Consider the following 17,318-nt stretch of genomic DNA (forward strand, 5'->3'; position numbering starts at 1 on the left):
CGTCACCGACCGGGCGAATTTGCTGTCATGTCAACTTATCGGCTGAAGAATCTGCTGGCGCCCCGCTCGGTTGCGCTCGTCGGCGCCAGCGCCCGCCCGCTCTCCGTGGGACGTGCCATTCTGGAAAACATTCAGAAGGCTGGATTCACGGGTCAGTTCGGCCTCGTCAATCCGCGCCATGCCGAGATTGGCGGCGTCGCCGCGGTGGCCAGCCTCGACAAACTGTCGTTCGTGCCGGAACTCGTGGTCATCACCGCGCCTGCGCGCGAGGTGCCCGGCATCATCGATCAAGCGGGGCGTCGCGGCTCGGCGGGCGCGCTGATCGTCTCGGCCGGACTCGGTCGCGGTCCGGGATCCCTGCTCGAGGCCGCGATTGCCGCGGCCCGCAAATACGGCATGCGGCTGATCGGGCCGAACTGCCTCGGCATCATGATGCCCGGCGTGAGCCTCAATGCGAGTTTTGCCGCGAACATGCCGGGGGCGGGAAACCTCGCGCTGATTTCGCAATCGGGCGCGATCGCAGCCGGCATGGTTGATTGGGCGGCGCAGCGCGGCGTCGGCTTCTCCGGCATCGTCTCGATCGGTGATCAGGTCGACGTCGATATTGCCGATCTGCTCGACTATTTCGCGATGGATCACAGGACCCGCGCGATCCTGCTCTACATCGAGGCCATCAAGGACGCGCGCAAGTTCATGTCGGCGGCGCGTGCCGCGGCGCGCGTGAAGCCGGTCGTCGTGGTGAAGTCCGGCCGCATGGCGCAGGGTGCGAAGGCCGCTGCCACGCATACCGGCGCGCTCGCCGGCGCGGACGCGGTCTACGACGCGGCGTTCCGGCGCGCCGGCATCCTGCGGGTCTCTGATCTGCGCGAGCTGTTCGACTGCGCGGAAACGCTCGGCCGCGTCGAATCGCCGACCGGAAAGCGCCTGGCCATCCTGACCAATGGCGGCGGAATCGGCGTCCTCGCCGTCGATCGGCTGGTCGAGCTTGGCGGAATTCCGGCGACGATTTCCGCGGACGCCCGCAAGAAACTCGACGACGTGCTGCCGCCGACCTGGTCCGGCGCAAATCCCGTCGACATCGTGGGCGATGCCAATGCGTCGCGCTACGCGGCGGCGCTTGAGGTGCTGCTCGCCGACCCCGACAACGACGCAGTTCTCGTCCTCAATGTGCAGACAGCGATCGCCTCGGCTGCCGACATCGCGACGACCGTGACGGAGCTCGTCGGCAGATATCGCGAGCAGCACCGCAGTTGGGCAAAGCCGGTGCTTGCCGCCTGGATCGGGGCCGATCAAAAGATCATTCAGACGCTCTCCGGCGGAGGCATTCCGAACTATCCGACCGAGGACGACGCGGTGCGCGGCTTCATGCATCTGGTCCGGCACCGCGAAGCGGTGGAGGAGCTGAGCCAGGTTCCGCCGGCGATGCCCGACACCTTCGTGCCTGACGCCCGGGCCGCCAAGCAGATCGTCGCCGCCGCCGTCGCGGACGGCCGCCAATGGCTCGAACCTGTCGAGATCAAGCACCTGCTCGAGGCCTATGACATCGCGATGGTGCCCACATACGCCGCGACCGATGTCGAGCAGGCGGTGGCCTGCGCGAGCGAGATGTTCGCGCAAGGCGCCACCGTCGTCCTGAAGATCATGTCGCGCGACATCGTGCACAAATCCGATGTCGGCGGCGTCGTGCTCAATCTGACAACGCCCGAGGCGGTGCGGGTCGCTGCCACCGACATTCTCGCTCGGGCGAGGAAGCTGCGTCCCGAAGCACGCATCGAGGGCGTCATCGTGCAGGCGATGGTCGTCAAGGCGAAGGCGCGCGAGTTGATCCTGGGCCTTGCCGACGATCCCACCTTCGGCACCGTCGTCGTGTTCGGCCGCGGCGGGACCGCGGTCGAGATCATCAACGACAAGGCGCTTGCGCTGCCGCCGCTGGATCTGCAGCTGGCCCGCGACCTGATCGACCGCACGCGCGTGTCACGTCTGCTTCGTGCCTACCGGGACGTCCCGGCAGTAAAGCCCGACGCCGTCGCCATGGTGCTGGTCAAGCTGGCGCAGATGGCCGCCGACATTCCCGAGATCCGTGAATTCGACATCAACCCGCTGCTGGCTGACGAAACCGGCGTGACCGCAGTCGATGCCCGTGTCGCGGTCGGGCCGCCGCAACGGAAGTTTGCCGGCTCCGGCCCTGTGAACTTCGCCGTTCGGGCCTATCCGTCGCAATGGGAGCGCCGCCTCAAACTCAAGGACGGCTGGCGGATCTTCGCGCGGCCCCTGCGTCCGGAGGACGAGCCGACCATCCACGAATTCCTGCGTCACGTCACGGCGCACGACCTCCGCCTGCGCTTCTTCGCGCCGATGAAGGAGTTCACCCACGAGTTCATCGCGCGCCTGACCCAGCTCGACTATGCGCGCGCGATGGCCTTCATCGCATTCGACGAGGCCACCGGCGAGATGGTCGGCGTGGTCAGGCTCCATTCGGACTCGATCTACGAGAGCGGCGAATACGCCATCCTGCTGCGGTCCGATCTCAAGGGCAGGGGGCTGGGATGGGCCCTGATGCAATTGATCATCGACTACGCGAGATCGGAAGGGCTGAAAGCCATCTCGGGCGACGTACTGCAGGAGAACACCGTGATGCTCGAAATGTGCCGGCAGCTCGGCTTCGAGGTGAAGCCGGATCCGGCCGAGCCGGATATTTGCGACGTCAGGCTGAAGCTCTGAGCGCGCCCGCTAAGGCATGATCGGGAAAATTGCGCAGCGGGTTTCCGAAATGCTGATGCTCAAACAGTGACTCAGAGCGCGATGACGATTTATCCCCATCTCGTCGCGCTTCAGGAACGCGCTTCAGCCGGACTTGCGGCGGCAGAGTCCTTGGCGGTCCTTCGCAAGTTCCTGACGATGATCGCAATCAGCGGCACCAGCACCGGGACCAGCGTGCTGAGCGGATGGTGGACTGCGCCCGACATCTGGGCCTGCAGCGCACGCGCCTCGAGCTGAAGGGCTTCGATGGACGCGCCGTGAATCTCGTTGGCGAGTTCGATGTCACGGCCGGACGGAGGACGGCCGGCAAGAACGAAGAGAATGGCCGCGATGGCAAAATTGGCGGTGCCGAGGATGGCCGCCGCCGCAATCGCACTCCAGATCTGGACCAGCGCGAAATAGGCGGACAGCTCCAGCATCAGAAGCCCGAACGCCGCGATCAGCGCCGCAAAAGCGCGCAGGCCAAGGCCCGTCAGCAGGTGGCGCAGCCGGATGTCGGCGATGATCCTGTCGGTGCGCCAAAGCAGCCGCAGATGTTTGACCACATTCTCGGTATTCACTTAATGTCTCCGCAGCATGAAGCCGACGACCACGCCGAGCGCGAAGGACGAGGCGAGCGACGTGATCGGGCGTTCCGCAATGAGGCCCTGAAGCTGCTCCTGTTCCTCTTCGACGGTCTCGCCGAGCTCGGTGAGCGCAGCCCTGATCTGGTCGGCAAGCGCCTCGGCGCGGTCTTTCGAGCTGTCGAAAATCTCCTCGCCGGCGGTGCTCAGCAGGCGTGTGACGTCAACCTTCAGCGCTTGCAGTTCTTCGCTCATCCTGTTGCTGTCGAACATGGATCGGATATCTCCATTGAATGGAAACAAGACTAGGACCCGCTGACGCGACCGCGCTTGATCTGCGTCAAAAGCCGGCCGCGGGTGCTGCTCTTGAGAAAGGTCAATCCAGGCGCCACATGCTGGCCTAGAAATGCCGGCTGAATGGGGACCGATTGTCCCGATGAGGTAGAAGCGTGAATCTCGAACCGCTGTTGCTCGCAACGCCCTCCGGCGATGCGCTGAAATTGCGCCCGGAAGGGCCATGGACCGCAGCGAACGTGGCGACGCTGGAAACGTTGTCCCGGTCGGTCGGGGCGGAGGTCGATCAATCCAGAGCCGTCACGTTGGACATGTCGGGCATCAGCGCGCTCGACACGCTTGGCGCCTGGGTCCTGGAAAAGCTGTCGCGCAGGGCTGCATCAGCCGGCCGACCGGCGGAATTCGTCGGAGTCGCCGATCACTTCAGCGGTCTTTTGGACGAGGTGCGTCAAGTCAACCGCCACACGCCGGTGGCTGCGCCAGCGCTAAATCCGGTGCTGCTGAGGCTGAATAATCTCGGCAAGTCCACGGTCGACGCGCGGGAAGACGTCGCGGTCTTCCTTCAAATGCTCGGTGCATTGTCCATGGCCGTGATCGGCGTATTGCGCCGGCCGAAATCGCTGCGACTGACCTCGCTGGTCTACCAGCTTTATCGCGTCGGCTGGCAGGCCATTCCGATCGTCGTACTCATCACGTTCCTGATCGGTGCCATCATCGCCCAGCAGGGGTTCTTCCATTTCCGCAGGTTCGGTGCCGAGTCCTACACCGTCGACATGGTCGGCATTCTGGTGCTGCGCGAGCTCGGCGTGCTGATCGTCGCCATCATGGTGGCCGGCCGTTCGGGGAGCGCCTACACGGCCGAGCTGGGCTCGATGAAGATGCGCGAGGAGATCGACGCCCTCTCGACCATGGGCCTCGATCCCATCCATGTCCTGATACTGCCGCGCGTCGCAGCCCTGGTCATCGCCCTGCCGATCCTCGCCTTTATCGGATCGGTTGCCGCGCTCTATGGCGGCGGCCTGGTCGCGCAGTTCTACGGCGGCATGGCGCCGGCGATCTACATTGCGCGGCTGCATGACGCCATCTCCGTCACCCATTTCGAGGTTGGCATCCTGAAGGCGCCGTTCATGGCGCTGGTGATCGGAATCGTCGCCTGCAGCGAGGGCTTGCGTGTCAAGGGCAGCGCGGAATCGCTCGGGCGGCAGACCACGACCTCGGTGGTGAAGTCGATCTTCCTGGTGATCGTTCTCGACGGCCTGTTCGCGATCTTCTTCGCCTCGATCGGAATGTGACGATGAGCGAACCGCAGGAAGAGTTTGCGATCCGCGTCCGCGACCTCGTGGTCGGATTCGGCCGTCAGACCGTGCTCGATCATCTGTCGCTCGACGTCCGAAGGGGCGAGATTCTCGGGCTCGTGGGTGCGTCCGGTGGCGGCAAGTCGGTGCTGATGCGCACCATCATCGGACTGATCCCGCGCCAGTGCGGGAGCATCGAAGTCGTCGGACGGTCGATCGGCGGGCGCACCGAAGGCGCGGCCACGAGATGGGGCATCCTGTTCCAGCAGGGTGCGCTGTTCTCCTCGCTGACGGTCCGGCAGAACATCCAGTTTCCGTTGCGAGAGAATCTCGTGCTCTCGCAGGAGCTGATGGACGAGATCGCTATCGCCAAGCTCGAAATGGTCGGGCTGCAGGCGCAGGATGCCGACAAATATCCGGCGGAGCTGTCCGGCGGCATGACCAAGCGCGTCGCGCTGGCGCGCGCGCTCGCGCTCGATCCGCCGATTCTTTTCCTGGACGAGCCGACCTCGGGCCTCGATCCGATCGCCGCCGGCGATTTCGACACGCTGATCGGGACATTGCAAAAGACCCTCGGTCTCACCGTGTTCATGGTCACCCATGATCTTGCGAGCCTGACCACGGTCTGCGACCGCGTCGCGGCGCTCGCCGACGGCAAGATCGTCGCGATCGGCCCGATGCACGAACTGCTGCAATCCGAGCATCCCTGGGTGCGCGCCTATTTCCACGGCAAGCGCTCGCAGATGCTGCAACACCAGATGAGATGAGAAGACATGGAAACCCGCGCTCCCTACGTGCTGATCGGCAGCTTCGTGCTGGCCGCGATTGTCGCGGTGTTCGGCTTCGTCTATTGGCTGAACAACACCGGCGGCATCGGGCCGCGCACGAATTACCACGTGCAATTCCAGGGCTCGGTGCCGGGCCTGCTGGTCGGTGCCGGCGTACTGTTCAACGGCATTCGCGTCGGCGAGGTGACGCAGCTTGGCCTAGCGCCCGACAATCCGCGCTTCGTCAACGCGACGATCTCGGTGGCCGCGACGACGCCGGTGCGCACCGACACCAAGGTCGGGCTCGATTTCCAGGGGCTGACCGGCGTGCCGGTGGTGACGCTGGAAGGCGGCGTGATTGTCGCCAAATCCGGCGAGCCCCTGACCTTGGTCGCCGAGCCCGGCGCGGGACAGAGCATGACGCAGGCCGCGCGCGATGCGCTGCGGCGGGTCGATTCCGTGCTGGAGGACAATTCCGGCCCGCTGAAGGACACCATCGCCAATCTCAAGACCTTCTCCGAGGGGCTCGCGCGCAACACCGGCAAGGTCGACGGCATCCTGGCGGGGCTCGAGAAGATGACCGGCGGCGGAACGCCGGCACAGAAGGTCACCTATGACCTGCGCACACCGCAAAACCTCGGACCGGCCGACAAGACGCTCGCGGCGTCGCTTTCCATTCCCGAGCCGACCGCGGTCGCCATGCTCCAGACCCAGCGCATGCTGTTCGCGCCTGGCGGCGACAATCCGGGCTTTGCCGATTTCCTCTGGGCCGACAGCATTCCCAAGCTGGTGCAGGCGCGGCTGATCGACAGCTTCGAGAATTACGACATCGCCCATGCACCATTGCGGGCATCCGATCTCGGTCAGGCGGACTACCAGCTCCTGGTCGATATCAGGCGGTTCCGAATTGCGACGGAAGGCGAGGCCCGGGTGGAGATCGGCCTGTCGGCGCGGGTCGTCGACAAGAACGGCAAGGTGGTCGCCTCGCGCCTTGTCGAGACCAGCGAGAAGCTCGACAAGGTCGAGCCGGTCGCGGCAGTCGCAGCGTTCGACAGGGCCTTCGCGCGCATCGCCAAGGAGCTGATCGGCTGGACCGTGCAGGCGGTGTGATGCCGGCTATTCCAGCGTCTTCAGATAGGTCAGGAGATCGTGGATCTGGTCCGGACTGAGCACGAAGGCCGGCATGTCGGCGTGGCCGGTGGAGATGCCTTCGGCCAGCGCCTCACCAAGGTTCTCGATTGGATAGCGCCGGTGCAGGATGCGCAGCGGAGGAGCGATCTTGAGCGGACTTGCGGAAACGCGGTCGATCGCATGGCAGCGCGCGCAATTGGCCCGCGCGAAGGCCTTGCCGTGTTGTTCGGCGGCCGGATCGGCGAATGCAGGTCCAATCAGAAGCAGTCCGATCAGGCCGTGACGCAACGCGCTTTGCAGCATGGAAAGTGACCCCGGTAGAACCCTGGAGACAGATTAAGACGGGGATGTCCGCCAAAATTGATCTGGGTCAATCGGCTTTCGTGCGGTGCAGTAAAATGGCCAGCGCGGTGGACGCTGCCTACGGAAGGCAGCCGGCGCTTGGAGCGATGGATGAAGCCTTCCCTGGTCACGATTGGGCCGAACGGGCATTTCTGCAGCGATTGCGCCGTCCGCGAATCGGCGGTGTGTTCGTCGTTGGATGCGGTTGAGCTCAGGGAATTCGAGCATCTCGGACGCCGGGTCCGTTTGGGCTCGGGCGAAACCGTGTTCTCCGAGGAGGACATCTCCACCTCGTTCTACAATCTGCTCGAGGGCGTCATGCGGCTGTACAAGCTGCTGCCCGACGGCCGGCGCCAGATCGTGGGCTTTGCCTTGCCTGGCGATTTCCTGGGCATGAACGTTTCCGGCCGGCACAATTTCTCGGCCGATGCGATCGGCGCGGTAACCGTGTGCCAGTTCGCGAAGACTCCCTTCGGCCGCTTCATCGAGGACCGGGCGCATCTGCTCAGGCGGATCAACGAGCTGGCCATTCGTGAGCTGGACCATGCGCGCGACCACATGGTCCTGCTCGGCCGCCGTTCGGCGGACGAGAAGGTCGCGGCCTTTCTGCTCGGCTGGCGCGAACGGTCGTTCGCGCTCAAGGGGCGGTCCGACACGGTGCCGCTTCCAATGAGCCGCCAGGACATCGCCGACTATCTCGGCCTGACGATCGAAACCGTCAGTCGCACCTTCACCAAGCTGGAGCGTCACGGCGTGATCGAGATCATTCACGGCGGGATCCGCCTGCTCGATCCGGCGCGCGTCGAGGCGCTGGCTGCAGCCTGACGACTTCCCCAACACGCTCCCGGATTTTTGATCCCGATCAATGACGCCGGCCGTCTGTCGCCGATAATGCGCCAAACAACCCGGGAGGACATCATGCCTGCTGACGCAATGCTGGTGACTATAGCCGTCGTGGCGATCTTCGTTGCGTTCGCGGCAGCTCTGGCCTGGGCAGACCGACAAACCAGTGCAGGCGGGTTCGACCCGGATTCCAGGCGCTAAAGCTCGGAGATCATGGCCCGTCCAGCCGGCGAGCCGCCGACGCTCGACCGGCGAGCTTTTGGCCGTTGCCCAGCGCCTCAACGCAATCGCAGACTCCCATCTGCAACTCTGCATCGATCAAAATTCGCCGCGCATCCTTCGGATGCGGCCTTCGGTCCCGGCCAAGGGCGTTTTTGCGGCATTTGCCTAAAACGGCGCGCGTGCTTTCCGGTTGAAATGCCGGGCAACGTTGACTACGCAGGACCTCCAGTGCCTCGCAGTCTTAGGAGCCCCCCGGCGTGCCTCAGGACAAGACCGGCGACCCGCGACAGTCGGCGGGCAACAAACTATCGGTCCTGCGCAAGCATCCGATCTTTGCGGATCTGGAGCCGGAAGCGCTCGATCAGCTCTGCCGCTACGCCAAGCACACCACGGTGAAGCGCGGCGCGACGATCGCCGCCAAGGGCGATCCCGGCAACAACCTGTTCGCAGTGATCACGGGCACGGTGAAGATTTCGTCTTCGTCGCCGGACGGGCGAAACGCCATTCTCAATCTGATCGGTCCCGGAGAAATCTTCGGCGAGATCGCGGTGCTCGACGGCGCACCCAGGTCGGCCGATGCGACCGCGAACACCAATTGCGAGCTCTACATCATCGATCGCCGGGACTTCCTGCCGTTCGTGAAGAGCCAGCCGGCGCTCGCGATGAAATTCATCGAGCTGCTCTGCGCGCGCCTGCGCTGGACCAGCCAGCAGGTCGAGCAGGTGATCCTGCAAAATCTGCCGGGCCGGCTTGCGAGCGCGCTGCTCGGTCTCACCGAAGAGCGCAAGTTCGACTCCGGCAGCGGCACTCTCGCCATCACGCAGCAGGAGATCAGCGAGATGGTGGGGATGACGCGCGAGAGCATCAACAAGCAATTGCGCGCCTGGGCAGGGCGCAACTGGGTTCGCCTCGAGCACGGCGCCATCGTCGTGCTCGACATCGATGCCCTGCGCGAACTCGCCGAAAGCGGCCTCGACGGCAACTAGCCGTCGATGATCGCAACCGCGCGGGTCCAGCCCGCGGAGGCTCGCTCGATCTTCACAGGAAAGCATGAGACCGTGAACCCGGTCGACGGCAGCTGGTCGAGATTGTGCAGCTTCTCGAGATGGCAATAACCGATGTGCCGTCCCGCCTTGTGGCCTTCCCAGATCAGGCCGGCATCTTTCGTCTCGGCATATTTCTTCGCGGTGTAGACGAACGGCGCGTCCCAGCTCCAGCCGTCGGTGCCGGTCAGCCGCACGCCGCGTTCGAGCAGGTACATGGTGGCCTCATAGCCCATGCCGCAACCGGAGTTGACGTAATCGGCGCGGCCGAACTTGGCGCCGGCGCTGGTGTTGACCACGACAATCTCGTGCGGCGACAGCGTGTGCCCGATCCGCTTCAGCTCCGTCTCGACGTCGTCGGCGCTCGCAACGTAGCCGTCGGGCAGATGCCGGAAGTCGAGCTTCACGCCGGGCTGAAAGCACCATTCCAGCGGCACCTCGTCGATCGTCCATGACCGCTCGCCGCGGTTCATGGTCGGATGGAAATGCCAGGGCGCATCCAGATGCGTGCCGTTGTGGGTGGACAGCGAGACCTGCTCGACGGCCCAGCCCTGGCCGTCCGGCAGGTCCTGCGCCTGGAGGCCTTCGAAGAACTGCAGCATCCGCGGCAGGCCTTGCTGGTGATCGATGTACTGGATCGTCGGGTGATTGCCTGGCGGATCGGCCGTCACGTCGTTCCTCAGCGGCACGGAAATATCGATCAGTCTCCGCGACATGGGATTCCCCCCGAGATCTTCCGCTTTGTTTCGCGGCATCTTGGCGGGGCTGGACCGGCGCCGTCAAGCGATCCCCAGGGGCGGGTCGCGCGGCAGACAGTACGGTTGGTTTCGGAAAAAACGGACCATTCACAGATTGCCCGGCCAAAGCCGGTTTGATCCATCGATGCAACTCTGGCATTGATCGATGCCGGATTTGGCTTGGACTCAGAATGCCGCGCGCCCTAGGGACGACAATGGCGCTTGACTTCACACCGGAAGTGGAGCGACCCAAGGCGGCCCGCAGCATCTGCCCAACGACATAATCAACTCAGGAGGAAGCCCACATGAAGATACTCACCGGCATCATCGCGGCCGCTCTGCTCGCGGTCTCGGCCCCCTTGGCGACCGCACGCGATTTCCGCTCCGCCGACGTCCACCCCGCCGACTATCCGACCGTCGAGGCCGTCAAGTTCATGGGCAAGCAGCTCGCAGCGGCGAGCGGCGGCAAGCTCGGCGTGAAGGTGTATCCCAATGGCGCCCTGGGCTCCGAGAAGGACACCATCGAGCAGCTCAAGATCGGCGCACTCGATATGATGCGGATCAACGCATCCCCGCTCAACAACTTCGTGCCGGAAACCATTGCGTTGTGCCTGCCCTTCGTCTTCCGGGATACGCAGCACATGCGTACTGTCCTTGACGGGCCGATCGGCGACGAGATTCTGGCGGCGATGGCGCCCGCGGGATTGATCGGTCTGGCCTATTACGACAGCGGCGCCCGGTCCATTTACACCGTCAAGGCGCCGGTCAAGTCGCTGGCGGACCTCAAGGGCCTCAAGATCCGCGTCCAGCAATCCGACCTGTGGGTCGGCATGATCCAGAGCCTCGGGGCCAACCCGACGCCGATGCCGTACGGCGAGGTCTATACTGCCCTCAAGACCGGTCTGGTTGATGCTGCCGAGAACAACTGGCCCTCTTACGAATCCTCGCGCCATTTCGAGGCAGCCAAGTTCTACAATGTCACCGAGCACTCCCTGGCGCCCGAAGTTCTCGTGATGTCCAAGACGGTCTGGGACACACTGAGCAAGGAAGACCAGGCGATGGTCCGCAAGGCGGCCAAGGAATCGGTTCCCGTCATGCGCAAGCTCTGGGACGAGCGTGAGCAGGCCTCCCGCAAGACCGTCGAGGCCGCCGGCGTTCAGGTCGTCACGATCGCCAACAAGCAGGAATTCGTCGATGCGATGAAGCCGGTCTACGACAAGTTCGCCGGTGACGAGAAGCTGAAGGGTCTCGTCAAGCGCATCCAGGACACCAAGTAGGACCGCAAGCGTCGGGTCCGGCGTCGCCGCGAGGCGATACCGGACCCTCGCAAGGAGACGCGCAAGGAGACCTGGATGACCGACCCACACGTCGCAAGCCACGAGCAGGACGTGGCCGGACGCCCGTCCACCGGCCTGCTGTCGCGGATCAATGCTCCCGTTGCTCGAGCAGGCATGTATCTGTCCGTGACCGGCCTGCTCGTCATCGTCACCATCGTGTTCTACCAGGTGTTCGGACGCTACGTGCTCAATTCCAGCCCGACATGGACGGAGAACCTCGCGCTGGTCCTGATCCTGTATGTCACGCTGATCGGCGCCGCCGTCGGCGTGCGCGATGCCGGTCACATCGGAATGGACAGTCTGCTGGTGATGCTTCCGGATCATGTGCGGGAGAAGATCGAGTTCGTGATCCATGTTCTGGTGGCCGTGTTCGGCATTGCGATGGCCTACAACGGTTGGATCCTCGGGGCCTCGGTCGGAACCGTGAAGATCCCCAATCTCGGCCTGCCTGAAGTCATCCGTTACGTTCCGCTGATCGCCTCCGGCGTCCTGATCGTCTCCTTTTCAATCGAGCACATCATTGCTCTCCTGCGCGGCGAAGAGGTCGTCCCCTCATGGAATTGATCATCCTCGGCGCCTCGTTCTTCGGCTTCCTGGTCATCGGCGTACCTGTCGCCTTCGCGATCGGCCTCTCGGCGATCTGCACCATCCTCTACGAAGGCCTGCCTGTCGCCGTCATCTTCCAGCAGATGATGTCGGGAATGAACATCTTCTCGTTCCTCGCCATCCCGTTCTTCGTCTTCAGCGGTGAGCTGATGCTGCATGGCGGCGTCGCCGACAAGATCGTGCTGCTCGCCAAGAATCTCGTCGGGCACATCCGCGGCGGGCTCGGCATGTCGAACGTGGTCGCCTGCACGCTGTTCGGCGGCGTCTCCGGCTCGCCCGTGGCCGACGTGTCGGCGATGGGCGCGGTGATGATCCCGATGATGAAGAAGGAAGGCTTCGACACCGACTACGCCGTCAACGTCACCACCCATGCCTCGCTGGTCGGAGCCTTGATGCCGACCAGCCACAACATGATCATCTATGCGCTCGCCGCCGGCGGCAAGGTCTCGATCGGCGCGCTGATCGCGGCCGGCCTCCTGCCGGCGCTCGTGCTGATGGTGTGCATGCTGGTCGCCGCCTACGCGGTCGCGGTGAAGCGAGGCTATCCGGCCGGCAAGTTCCCGGGCTGGGCCGAGGTGTTCCGCTCGTTCGCGGCCGCGCTGCCCGGTCTTTTGATCGTCGGCATCATCCTGACGGGCATCCTCTCCGGCGTCTTTACGGCAACCGAATCCGCAGCCGTCGCGGTCACCTACACGATCCTGCTGACCTTCTTCATCTACCGCACCATGACCCTGCCGAACTTCCTGCGGGCCGCCGCGAAGGCCGTGAAGACGACGGGCGTGGTGCTGTTGCTGATCGGCGTCTCCACCATGTTCCAGTACCTGATGGGGTTGTACGAGGTGGCCGACCTCGCTGGCGAGATGATGAGCAAGGTCTCCTCGCAGCCCTGGATCATCTTCCTGCTCATCAACGTCATCCTGTTCCTGCTCGGCACGTTCATGGACATGGCGGCGACCATCCTGATCTGCACGCCGATTTTCCTGCCGATCGCGATGAAGGCGGGCATGGACCCGGTGCAGTTCGGCATGCTGATGCTGATCAACTGCGCTTTGGGGCTGAACACCCCGCCGGTCGGAACGACGCAGTTCGTCGGCTGCGCCATCGGCGGCATCTCGGTGGGCGCGGTGATGCGCACCATCCTGCCGTTCTACGCCGCCCTGATCGCAGCTCTGATGTTCGTGACGTACGTCCCCGCCTTCTCGCTGTGGCTGCCCCGCCTGCTGATGGGCTACAAGGGATAGCAGCAACAGGGAGAATTCGTTCGTGACTGACTATCGCAAGCTCTTCGACCTCACCGGCAAGTCGGCCGTGGTGCTAGGTGCCGCCTCGGGCATCGGCAAATCGTCGGCCGAGGCGCTGGCCGGGCTCGGTGCCCGCGTTGTTTGCGCCGATCGCGCCCTTGACGCGGCGGAGGCGACCGCCGCCGGCATTCGTGAGAAGGGCGGCTGGGCCGAGGCCGCTGCGTGCGACGCCGCGAGCGCCACGGAGGTCAATGCGCTGGCCAGGACCGTGATGCAGAAATTCTCGCGGCTCGACATCGCCGTGACGACGCCGGGGCTCAACATCCGCAAGACCATCCTCGACTACACCGAGGAGGATCTCGACCGCGTGCTCAACCTCAACGTCAAGGGCACGGTCTGGTTCTTCCAGGCCTTCGGCCGCATCATGGTCGAGCAGAAGGGCGGCAGCATCATCGCCTGCTCCTCGGTGCGCGCCGTGACCATCGAGCCGGGCCTGGGCGTCTACGGTTCGACCAAGGCGGCGATCGGCCTGCTGGTGAAGGGCTTCGCCTCCGAGGTCGGCCACGCCGGCGTGCGCGTGAATGCGATCGCGCCGAGCATTGCCGAGACCGCGCTGACCGGTCCGTTCAAGCAGCGTCCCGACATCTACAATCTCTACGCCGGCCACACCGTGTTCAACCGCTGGAGCAGCGCCGACGAGGTCGCCACCGCGGTGGCTTATCTCGCTTCGGATGCCGCAAGCTATGTCAGCGGCAGCACACTGTTCGTCGATGGCGGCTGGACCGCGGTCGACGGTCCGCCGACCGGCCTGACCCAGTTGCACAAATAAGGGCTCGGCATCTAGCCGGCGAAGCCTGCGCGCTGGCGTTGCTCCTTCCGGTCTGCGCCGGTCAGCAGCGCGATCAGCGCGGCGGCCTCTTGCGGATGCGCGGCCCGTGTGGTCACGCCGGCCGTGTACATCGTCACGAGTTCGCAGCCCGGCGGCAGCGACCCCGACAGCGCGATGCCCTCGGTCGCGATGATCTCGGTCGCCTGCGTGCAGCCGATCGGACGCATCGCGGCGGACGCCGCAAGCTCGCGCATCGCGGTCGCGCCGTTCGGAAAGATCTTGAGGCGCGAGGCGACCTCATAGGCGATGCCGAGCCTATCCAGCACCTTTGCGACGTGCTGTCCCGCGGTCGAGGCCTTTGTGTCCGGGACGTAGATCGCGTCGGCGCCGCGCAACACCTCGCGCAAATCGCTCCCGGTCTTCGCGTTCACCTTGGGATCGCGGCTGCGGACCGCAAGTGCGGTCTCGACCCTGCCGACATCCGCGATCGAAGAGGGGCTGACGAGCTTCTCCTCGGCGAGCTTTGCGAGCAGCGCCTGCGTCAGGATCACGAGATCGGCCGGCGTTGCCGCGCGCAGCTTGTCCGCCATCACGCCGACCGCGCCGAACTCGCCGTCGACGCCGAAGCCGGTTTGTGCCTTGAAGGCCTCCGCGAGGCCGCGCACCAGCCCTTGCGCCGCGCCTCCGCTCAGGATGTTCACTGTCGTCACGATGCGAGCTCCATGGCTGCGATGATCCTGTCGCGGGTGATCGGCAGGTCGCGTACGCGCACACCGAGGCAATCGGCGACGGCGTTCGCGATCGCCGCGGTGACCGGGCCGTGGGCGGCTTCGCCGGCGCCGACGGGCTCGATCTCCGGCCGCTGGATGACCTCGACATCCACGGCCGGCACTTCGCTGAAGGTCAGGATCGGATAGTCCGGCCAGGACGTCGATGTGATGCGCGTCCGGTCGAAGCGGACGCGCTCCTTCAGCACCCAGCTCGTCGCCTGGATCGCGCCGCCCTCGATCTGGTTGACGACGCCGTCCGGATTGATGGCCTCGCCGACATCGACCGCAAGCGTCAGCTGATTGACGCGGATGTCGCCTGCGCCCTCGACCTCGGCAATTGCGGCGCAATAGGCGCCGGTGTTCTTGTAGCGGGCGAAGCCGACGCCGTGACCGATTCCGGTTCGCTTCTGCGGCTTCCACGCGGCACGTCGCGCCGCGGTCCGGATAACGTCCTTTGCTCTTTCGTCGCGCAGATGGCGCAGGCGGAACGCGATCGGGTCCTCGCCGCGCAGGGCGGCGATCTCGTCGAGCAGGGACTCGATGGCGAACACATTGCCTTGCGCGCCGAGTGTCCGCAGCGCCGACGTGCGCACCGGCATGGTCAGAAGCCGATGGCTCGTGATCGTCCACGCCGGGAGCTCGTAGAGCGGAACGGAATTGCGGTCTCCGCCGCCGCCGTTGGCGGCGGCCGGATTCGTCGAGATCATGCGCGGGTAGGGAGGCGCAATCTCGGTTGCGGCAAGCAGCGCAGGCTGGGCAGCACGCCCGGGCCGCGCCGCGTGGCCGTTGCTCCAGATCGCATGGCGCCAGCCGACGATCTCGTTGCCCGCGTCGAGGTCGGCCTCGATCTCGATGGCCATGGCCGCGCCGAACGGCGCGTGGGACATCTCGTCATGGCGCGACCACTGCACCCGGACCGGACGGCCGCCCGCGACTTTCGCCAGCAGCACGGCATCGAGCGCGACGTCATCGGCCGCGTTGTGCCCGTAACAGCCGGCGCCTTCCATGTGCTCGACGACGATGCTCTCGGCAGGCAGCTTGAGCACGATCGCCAGATCGGCGCGCAGCAAATAGACACCCTGGCTGTGGGTCCAGACATGGACGCGATTCCCGTCCCAGCGCGCCATCGCGCAGGACGGCGCGATCGAGCCATGTGCGATGTAGGGGCGGGTGTATTGTCGGCGGAGGGTGCGGACGTGTTCGGTCGCCGCCGCCGCCCTGGTGTCGATGACGGTCGTCTCGACCGGCTGGCTCTTCAGGAATCCCGCCAGGTCGTCTTCATCCGGCAATGGCTCGCCGGCCGACCAGGTCGCGCCCTTGCGCAGGGCTTTCAGCGCGGCTTCCGCCGCCGGCTCGCTGTCGGCGACCACGCCGGCAAAGCCGCCGTCGCGAGCAACGGCGATGAGGCCGGGGACGGCGCGCACAGCCGCTTCGTCGAGCGCGAGCAGTCTGGCGCCCGAGACGTCCGGCCGCAGCACGCGTCCGTGCAGTTGGTCCGGCAGCGCGCGGTCATGGATGAAGCGCGGCCGCGCGAACACCTTGTCGGGAATGTCGACACGCTGGACCGAATGTCCGGCGACGGTGCGCTTGGCGACGGTCTTCGCCACGGCGCCTGTGATGGCGTCGTGGTCGAGCGAGACGTCGCCGGCCAGCTCCCAATAGCTGGTCCTGACATTGCCGGGGCCCGAGATCGTGCCGTCATCGATACCAAGCAGCGGTGCATCGACGCCGAGACGTTCCGATGCAGCAGTGAGGAAGCGCTGGCGCACCTCGGCGCAGGCGTGGCGCAGGGCGCGGCCGGATTGCTGGACGGAGAGGCTGCCGGAGGTGACGCCCTCGTTCGGACTGGTCGCCGTCGAGGCGCGGATCATCTCGACCCGGGAGATATCGACGTCGAGCTCGTCCGCGGCGATCTGCGCCAGCGCCGTGACGATGCCCTGGCCGATCTCGACCTTGCCGGGCGAGATGGCGACACGGCCTTCGCCGGTGAACCGCACCCAGGACGACAGTCTTGGATTGGCGGCAAGGCTGACCGGTAGTTTCGGGGCAGGGGACGGCGCACTCATGACGTCGCCATCTCCGAGGCCGCGCGCAGCACGGCGCGGACCATGCGGTTGTGCGATCCGCAGCGGCAAAGATTACGGTCCAGCGCCGCCTTGACCTCGGCCTCCGTCGGCGACGGACTGCGCTTCAGCAGCGCTGCCGCACTGATCAGGATCCCCGAGACGCAATAGCCGCATTGCATCGCCTGTTCGGTGATGAAGGCGCGTTGCAGCGGATGCGGTTGCCCCGCCGTGCCGAGGCCTTCGACCGTGACGACATCCTTGTCCGCGACCGACCACATCGGCATGTCGCAGGAGGCCATCGCGTGGCCTCCGACCATGACGTAACAGGCGCCGCATTCACCGGCCCCGCAGCCGAAATGCGCGCCTGTGATGCCGAGCCGGCCGCGCAGCACGTCGAGCAGCGTCAGATCCGGATCGCCATCCACGGACGTGGCCGTGCCGTTGAGCTGGAATTGAATCGTGGGCATTGTCG

At 65.3% G+C, this 17,318-nt stretch carries 17 protein-coding genes; 10 read left to right on the forward strand and 7 right to left on the reverse strand.

Annotated elements, in window-relative coordinates:
• Positions 1–27 precede the first annotated feature (27 nt).
• Positions 28–2,721, forward strand: a complete 2,694-nt coding sequence (locus JQ572_RS21960) for a bifunctional acetate--CoA ligase family protein/GNAT family N-acetyltransferase (RefSeq protein WP_211384916.1) — start codon at positions 28–30, stop codon at positions 2,719–2,721.
• Positions 2,722–2,831: 110 nt separating this feature from the next.
• Here JQ572_RS21960 and JQ572_RS21965 read toward each other — a convergent pair whose 3' ends face one another.
• Together JQ572_RS21965 and JQ572_RS21970 are read right to left on the reverse strand one after the other, a co-directional pair.
• Positions 2,832–3,320 carry a phage holin family protein gene (locus JQ572_RS21965; RefSeq protein WP_211384917.1) on the reverse strand — a complete coding sequence of 163 codons (489 nt, stop codon included), beginning with the start codon at positions 3,318–3,320 and terminating at the stop codon, positions 2,832–2,834.
• Positions 3,321–3,596 carry a hypothetical protein gene (locus JQ572_RS21970; RefSeq protein ID WP_211384918.1) on the reverse strand — a complete coding sequence of 92 codons (276 nt, stop codon included), beginning with the start codon at positions 3,594–3,596 and terminating at the stop codon, positions 3,321–3,323.
• 176 nt (positions 3,597–3,772) lie between these two features.
• On the opposite strand from JQ572_RS21970, the gene JQ572_RS21975 reads away from it, so the two are divergent.
• Genes JQ572_RS21975 through JQ572_RS21985 form a run of 3 tightly spaced genes read left to right on the forward strand, consistent with a single transcriptional unit; the run spans position 3,773 to position 6,789 of the window.
• Positions 3,773–4,909, forward strand: coding sequence for an ABC transporter permease (locus JQ572_RS21975; RefSeq protein ID WP_211384919.1), 1,137 nt, complete (start codon positions 3,773–3,775; stop codon positions 4,907–4,909).
• A 2-nt stretch (positions 4,910–4,911) separates the two neighbouring features.
• Entirely contained in the window at positions 4,912–5,679 is a 768-nt protein-coding gene (locus JQ572_RS21980; protein ID WP_211384920.1) for an ABC transporter ATP-binding protein, read from the forward strand.
• 6 nt (positions 5,680–5,685) lie between these two features.
• A complete protein-coding gene (locus JQ572_RS21985; protein ID WP_211384921.1) occupies positions 5,686–6,789 on the forward strand; it encodes an ABC-type transport auxiliary lipoprotein family protein in 1,104 nt (367 codons plus the stop codon).
• Positions 6,790–6,795: 6 nt separating this feature from the next.
• On the opposite strand, the gene JQ572_RS21990 is transcribed toward JQ572_RS21985, so the two are convergent.
• Positions 6,796–7,113 carry a c-type cytochrome gene (locus JQ572_RS21990; RefSeq protein ID WP_211384922.1) on the reverse strand — a complete coding sequence of 106 codons (318 nt, stop codon included), beginning with the start codon at positions 7,111–7,113 and terminating at the stop codon, positions 6,796–6,798.
• A 150-nt stretch (positions 7,114–7,263) separates the two neighbouring features.
• Here JQ572_RS21990 and JQ572_RS21995 point away from each other — a divergent pair, with 150 nt between their 5' ends.
• Positions 7,264–7,977: a helix-turn-helix domain-containing protein gene (locus JQ572_RS21995; protein WP_211385370.1), complete on the forward strand. Its 714-nt coding sequence runs from the start codon at positions 7,264–7,266 to the stop codon at positions 7,975–7,977.
• Between the two features lie 497 nt (positions 7,978–8,474).
• Entirely contained in the window at positions 8,475–9,203 is a 729-nt protein-coding gene (locus JQ572_RS22000; RefSeq protein WP_211384923.1) for a Crp/Fnr family transcriptional regulator, read from the forward strand.
• Here the strand turns inward: JQ572_RS22000 and JQ572_RS22005 are convergent.
• On the reverse strand, positions 9,200–9,976 hold the full coding sequence (locus JQ572_RS22005) for a cyclase family protein (RefSeq protein ID WP_211384924.1): 777 nt from the start codon (positions 9,974–9,976) through the stop codon (positions 9,200–9,202). The genes JQ572_RS22000 and JQ572_RS22005 overlap by 4 nt on opposite strands.
• A gap of 326 nt (positions 9,977–10,302) precedes the next feature.
• Between JQ572_RS22005 and JQ572_RS22010 the strand changes: the two genes are divergently transcribed.
• The 4 genes from JQ572_RS22010 to JQ572_RS22025 all read left to right on the forward strand — a co-directional run bounded on the left by JQ572_RS22010 (position 10,303) and on the right by JQ572_RS22025 (position 14,010).
• Positions 10,303–11,274, forward strand: coding sequence for a TRAP transporter substrate-binding protein (locus tag JQ572_RS22010; protein WP_211384925.1), 972 nt, complete (start codon positions 10,303–10,305; stop codon positions 11,272–11,274).
• Positions 11,275–11,349: 75 nt separating this feature from the next.
• Complete coding sequence (locus tag JQ572_RS22015) at positions 11,350–11,898, forward strand: TRAP transporter small permease (protein ID WP_211384926.1); 549 nt, start codon at positions 11,350–11,352, stop codon at positions 11,896–11,898.
• Positions 11,889–13,181 (forward strand): TRAP transporter large permease, encoded by a 1,293-nt coding sequence (locus tag JQ572_RS22020; RefSeq protein ID WP_211384927.1) that lies wholly within the window; start codon positions 11,889–11,891, stop codon positions 13,179–13,181. Before JQ572_RS22015 ends, JQ572_RS22020 begins: the two co-directional genes overlap by 10 nt.
• Positions 13,182–13,203: 22 nt before the next feature.
• The gene (locus JQ572_RS22025; RefSeq protein ID WP_211384928.1) at positions 13,204–14,010 is read left to right on the forward strand and encodes an SDR family NAD(P)-dependent oxidoreductase; all 807 of its coding nucleotides are present in this window, start codon (positions 13,204–13,206) and stop codon (positions 14,008–14,010) included.
• A gap of 11 nt (positions 14,011–14,021) precedes the next feature.
• Here JQ572_RS22025 and JQ572_RS22030 read toward each other — a convergent pair whose 3' ends face one another.
• Genes JQ572_RS22030 through JQ572_RS22040 form a run of 3 tightly spaced genes read right to left on the reverse strand, consistent with a single transcriptional unit; the run spans position 14,022 to position 17,313 of the window.
• Complete coding sequence (locus JQ572_RS22030; protein ID WP_211384929.1) at positions 14,022–14,720, reverse strand: molybdate ABC transporter substrate-binding protein; 699 nt, start codon at positions 14,718–14,720, stop codon at positions 14,022–14,024.
• On the reverse strand, positions 14,717–16,846 hold the full coding sequence (locus JQ572_RS22035) for a xanthine dehydrogenase family protein molybdopterin-binding subunit (protein ID WP_211384930.1): 2,130 nt from the start codon (positions 16,844–16,846) through the stop codon (positions 14,717–14,719). Before JQ572_RS22035 ends, JQ572_RS22030 begins: the two co-directional genes overlap by 4 nt.
• Positions 16,843–17,313 carry a (2Fe-2S)-binding protein gene (locus JQ572_RS22040; RefSeq protein WP_211384931.1) on the reverse strand — a complete coding sequence of 157 codons (471 nt, stop codon included), beginning with the start codon at positions 17,311–17,313 and terminating at the stop codon, positions 16,843–16,845. Before JQ572_RS22040 ends, JQ572_RS22035 begins: the two co-directional genes overlap by 4 nt.
• Between the last annotated feature and the right edge of the window lie 5 nt (positions 17,314–17,318).

The sequence above is a fragment of the Bradyrhizobium sp. SZCCT0153 genome (assembly GCF_018129995.1).
GTDB lineage: Bacteria > Pseudomonadota > Alphaproteobacteria > Rhizobiales > Xanthobacteraceae > Bradyrhizobium > Bradyrhizobium japonicum_G.

Excerpts from the sequence above, each read along its gene's own strand:
- JQ572_RS21960 (WP_211384916.1), top strand. The coding sequence starts at position 28 with ATGTCAACTTATCGGCTGAAGAATCTGCTGGCGCCCCGCTCGGTTGCG.
- JQ572_RS21970 (WP_211384918.1), bottom strand. The coding sequence starts at position 3,596 with ATGTTCGACAGCAACAGGATGAGCGAAGAACTGCAAGCGCTGAAGGTT.
- JQ572_RS21980 (WP_211384920.1), top strand. The coding sequence starts at position 4,912 with ATGAGCGAACCGCAGGAAGAGTTTGCGATCCGCGTCCGCGACCTCGTG.
- JQ572_RS21985 (WP_211384921.1), top strand. The coding sequence starts at position 5,686 with ATGGAAACCCGCGCTCCCTACGTGCTGATCGGCAGCTTCGTGCTGGCC.
- JQ572_RS21990 (WP_211384922.1), bottom strand. The coding sequence starts at position 7,113 with ATGCTGCAAAGCGCGTTGCGTCACGGCCTGATCGGACTGCTTCTGATT.
- JQ572_RS21995 (WP_211385370.1), top strand. The coding sequence starts at position 7,264 with ATGAAGCCTTCCCTGGTCACGATTGGGCCGAACGGGCATTTCTGCAGC.
- JQ572_RS22005 (WP_211384924.1), bottom strand. The coding sequence starts at position 9,976 with ATGTCGCGGAGACTGATCGATATTTCCGTGCCGCTGAGGAACGACGTG.
- JQ572_RS22010 (WP_211384925.1), top strand. The coding sequence starts at position 10,303 with ATGAAGATACTCACCGGCATCATCGCGGCCGCTCTGCTCGCGGTCTCG.
- JQ572_RS22015 (WP_211384926.1), top strand. The coding sequence starts at position 11,350 with ATGACCGACCCACACGTCGCAAGCCACGAGCAGGACGTGGCCGGACGC.
- JQ572_RS22020 (WP_211384927.1), top strand. The coding sequence starts at position 11,889 with ATGGAATTGATCATCCTCGGCGCCTCGTTCTTCGGCTTCCTGGTCATC.
- JQ572_RS22035 (WP_211384930.1), bottom strand. The coding sequence starts at position 16,846 with ATGAGTGCGCCGTCCCCTGCCCCGAAACTACCGGTCAGCCTTGCCGCC.
- JQ572_RS22040 (WP_211384931.1), bottom strand. The coding sequence starts at position 17,313 with ATGCCCACGATTCAATTCCAGCTCAACGGCACGGCCACGTCCGTGGAT.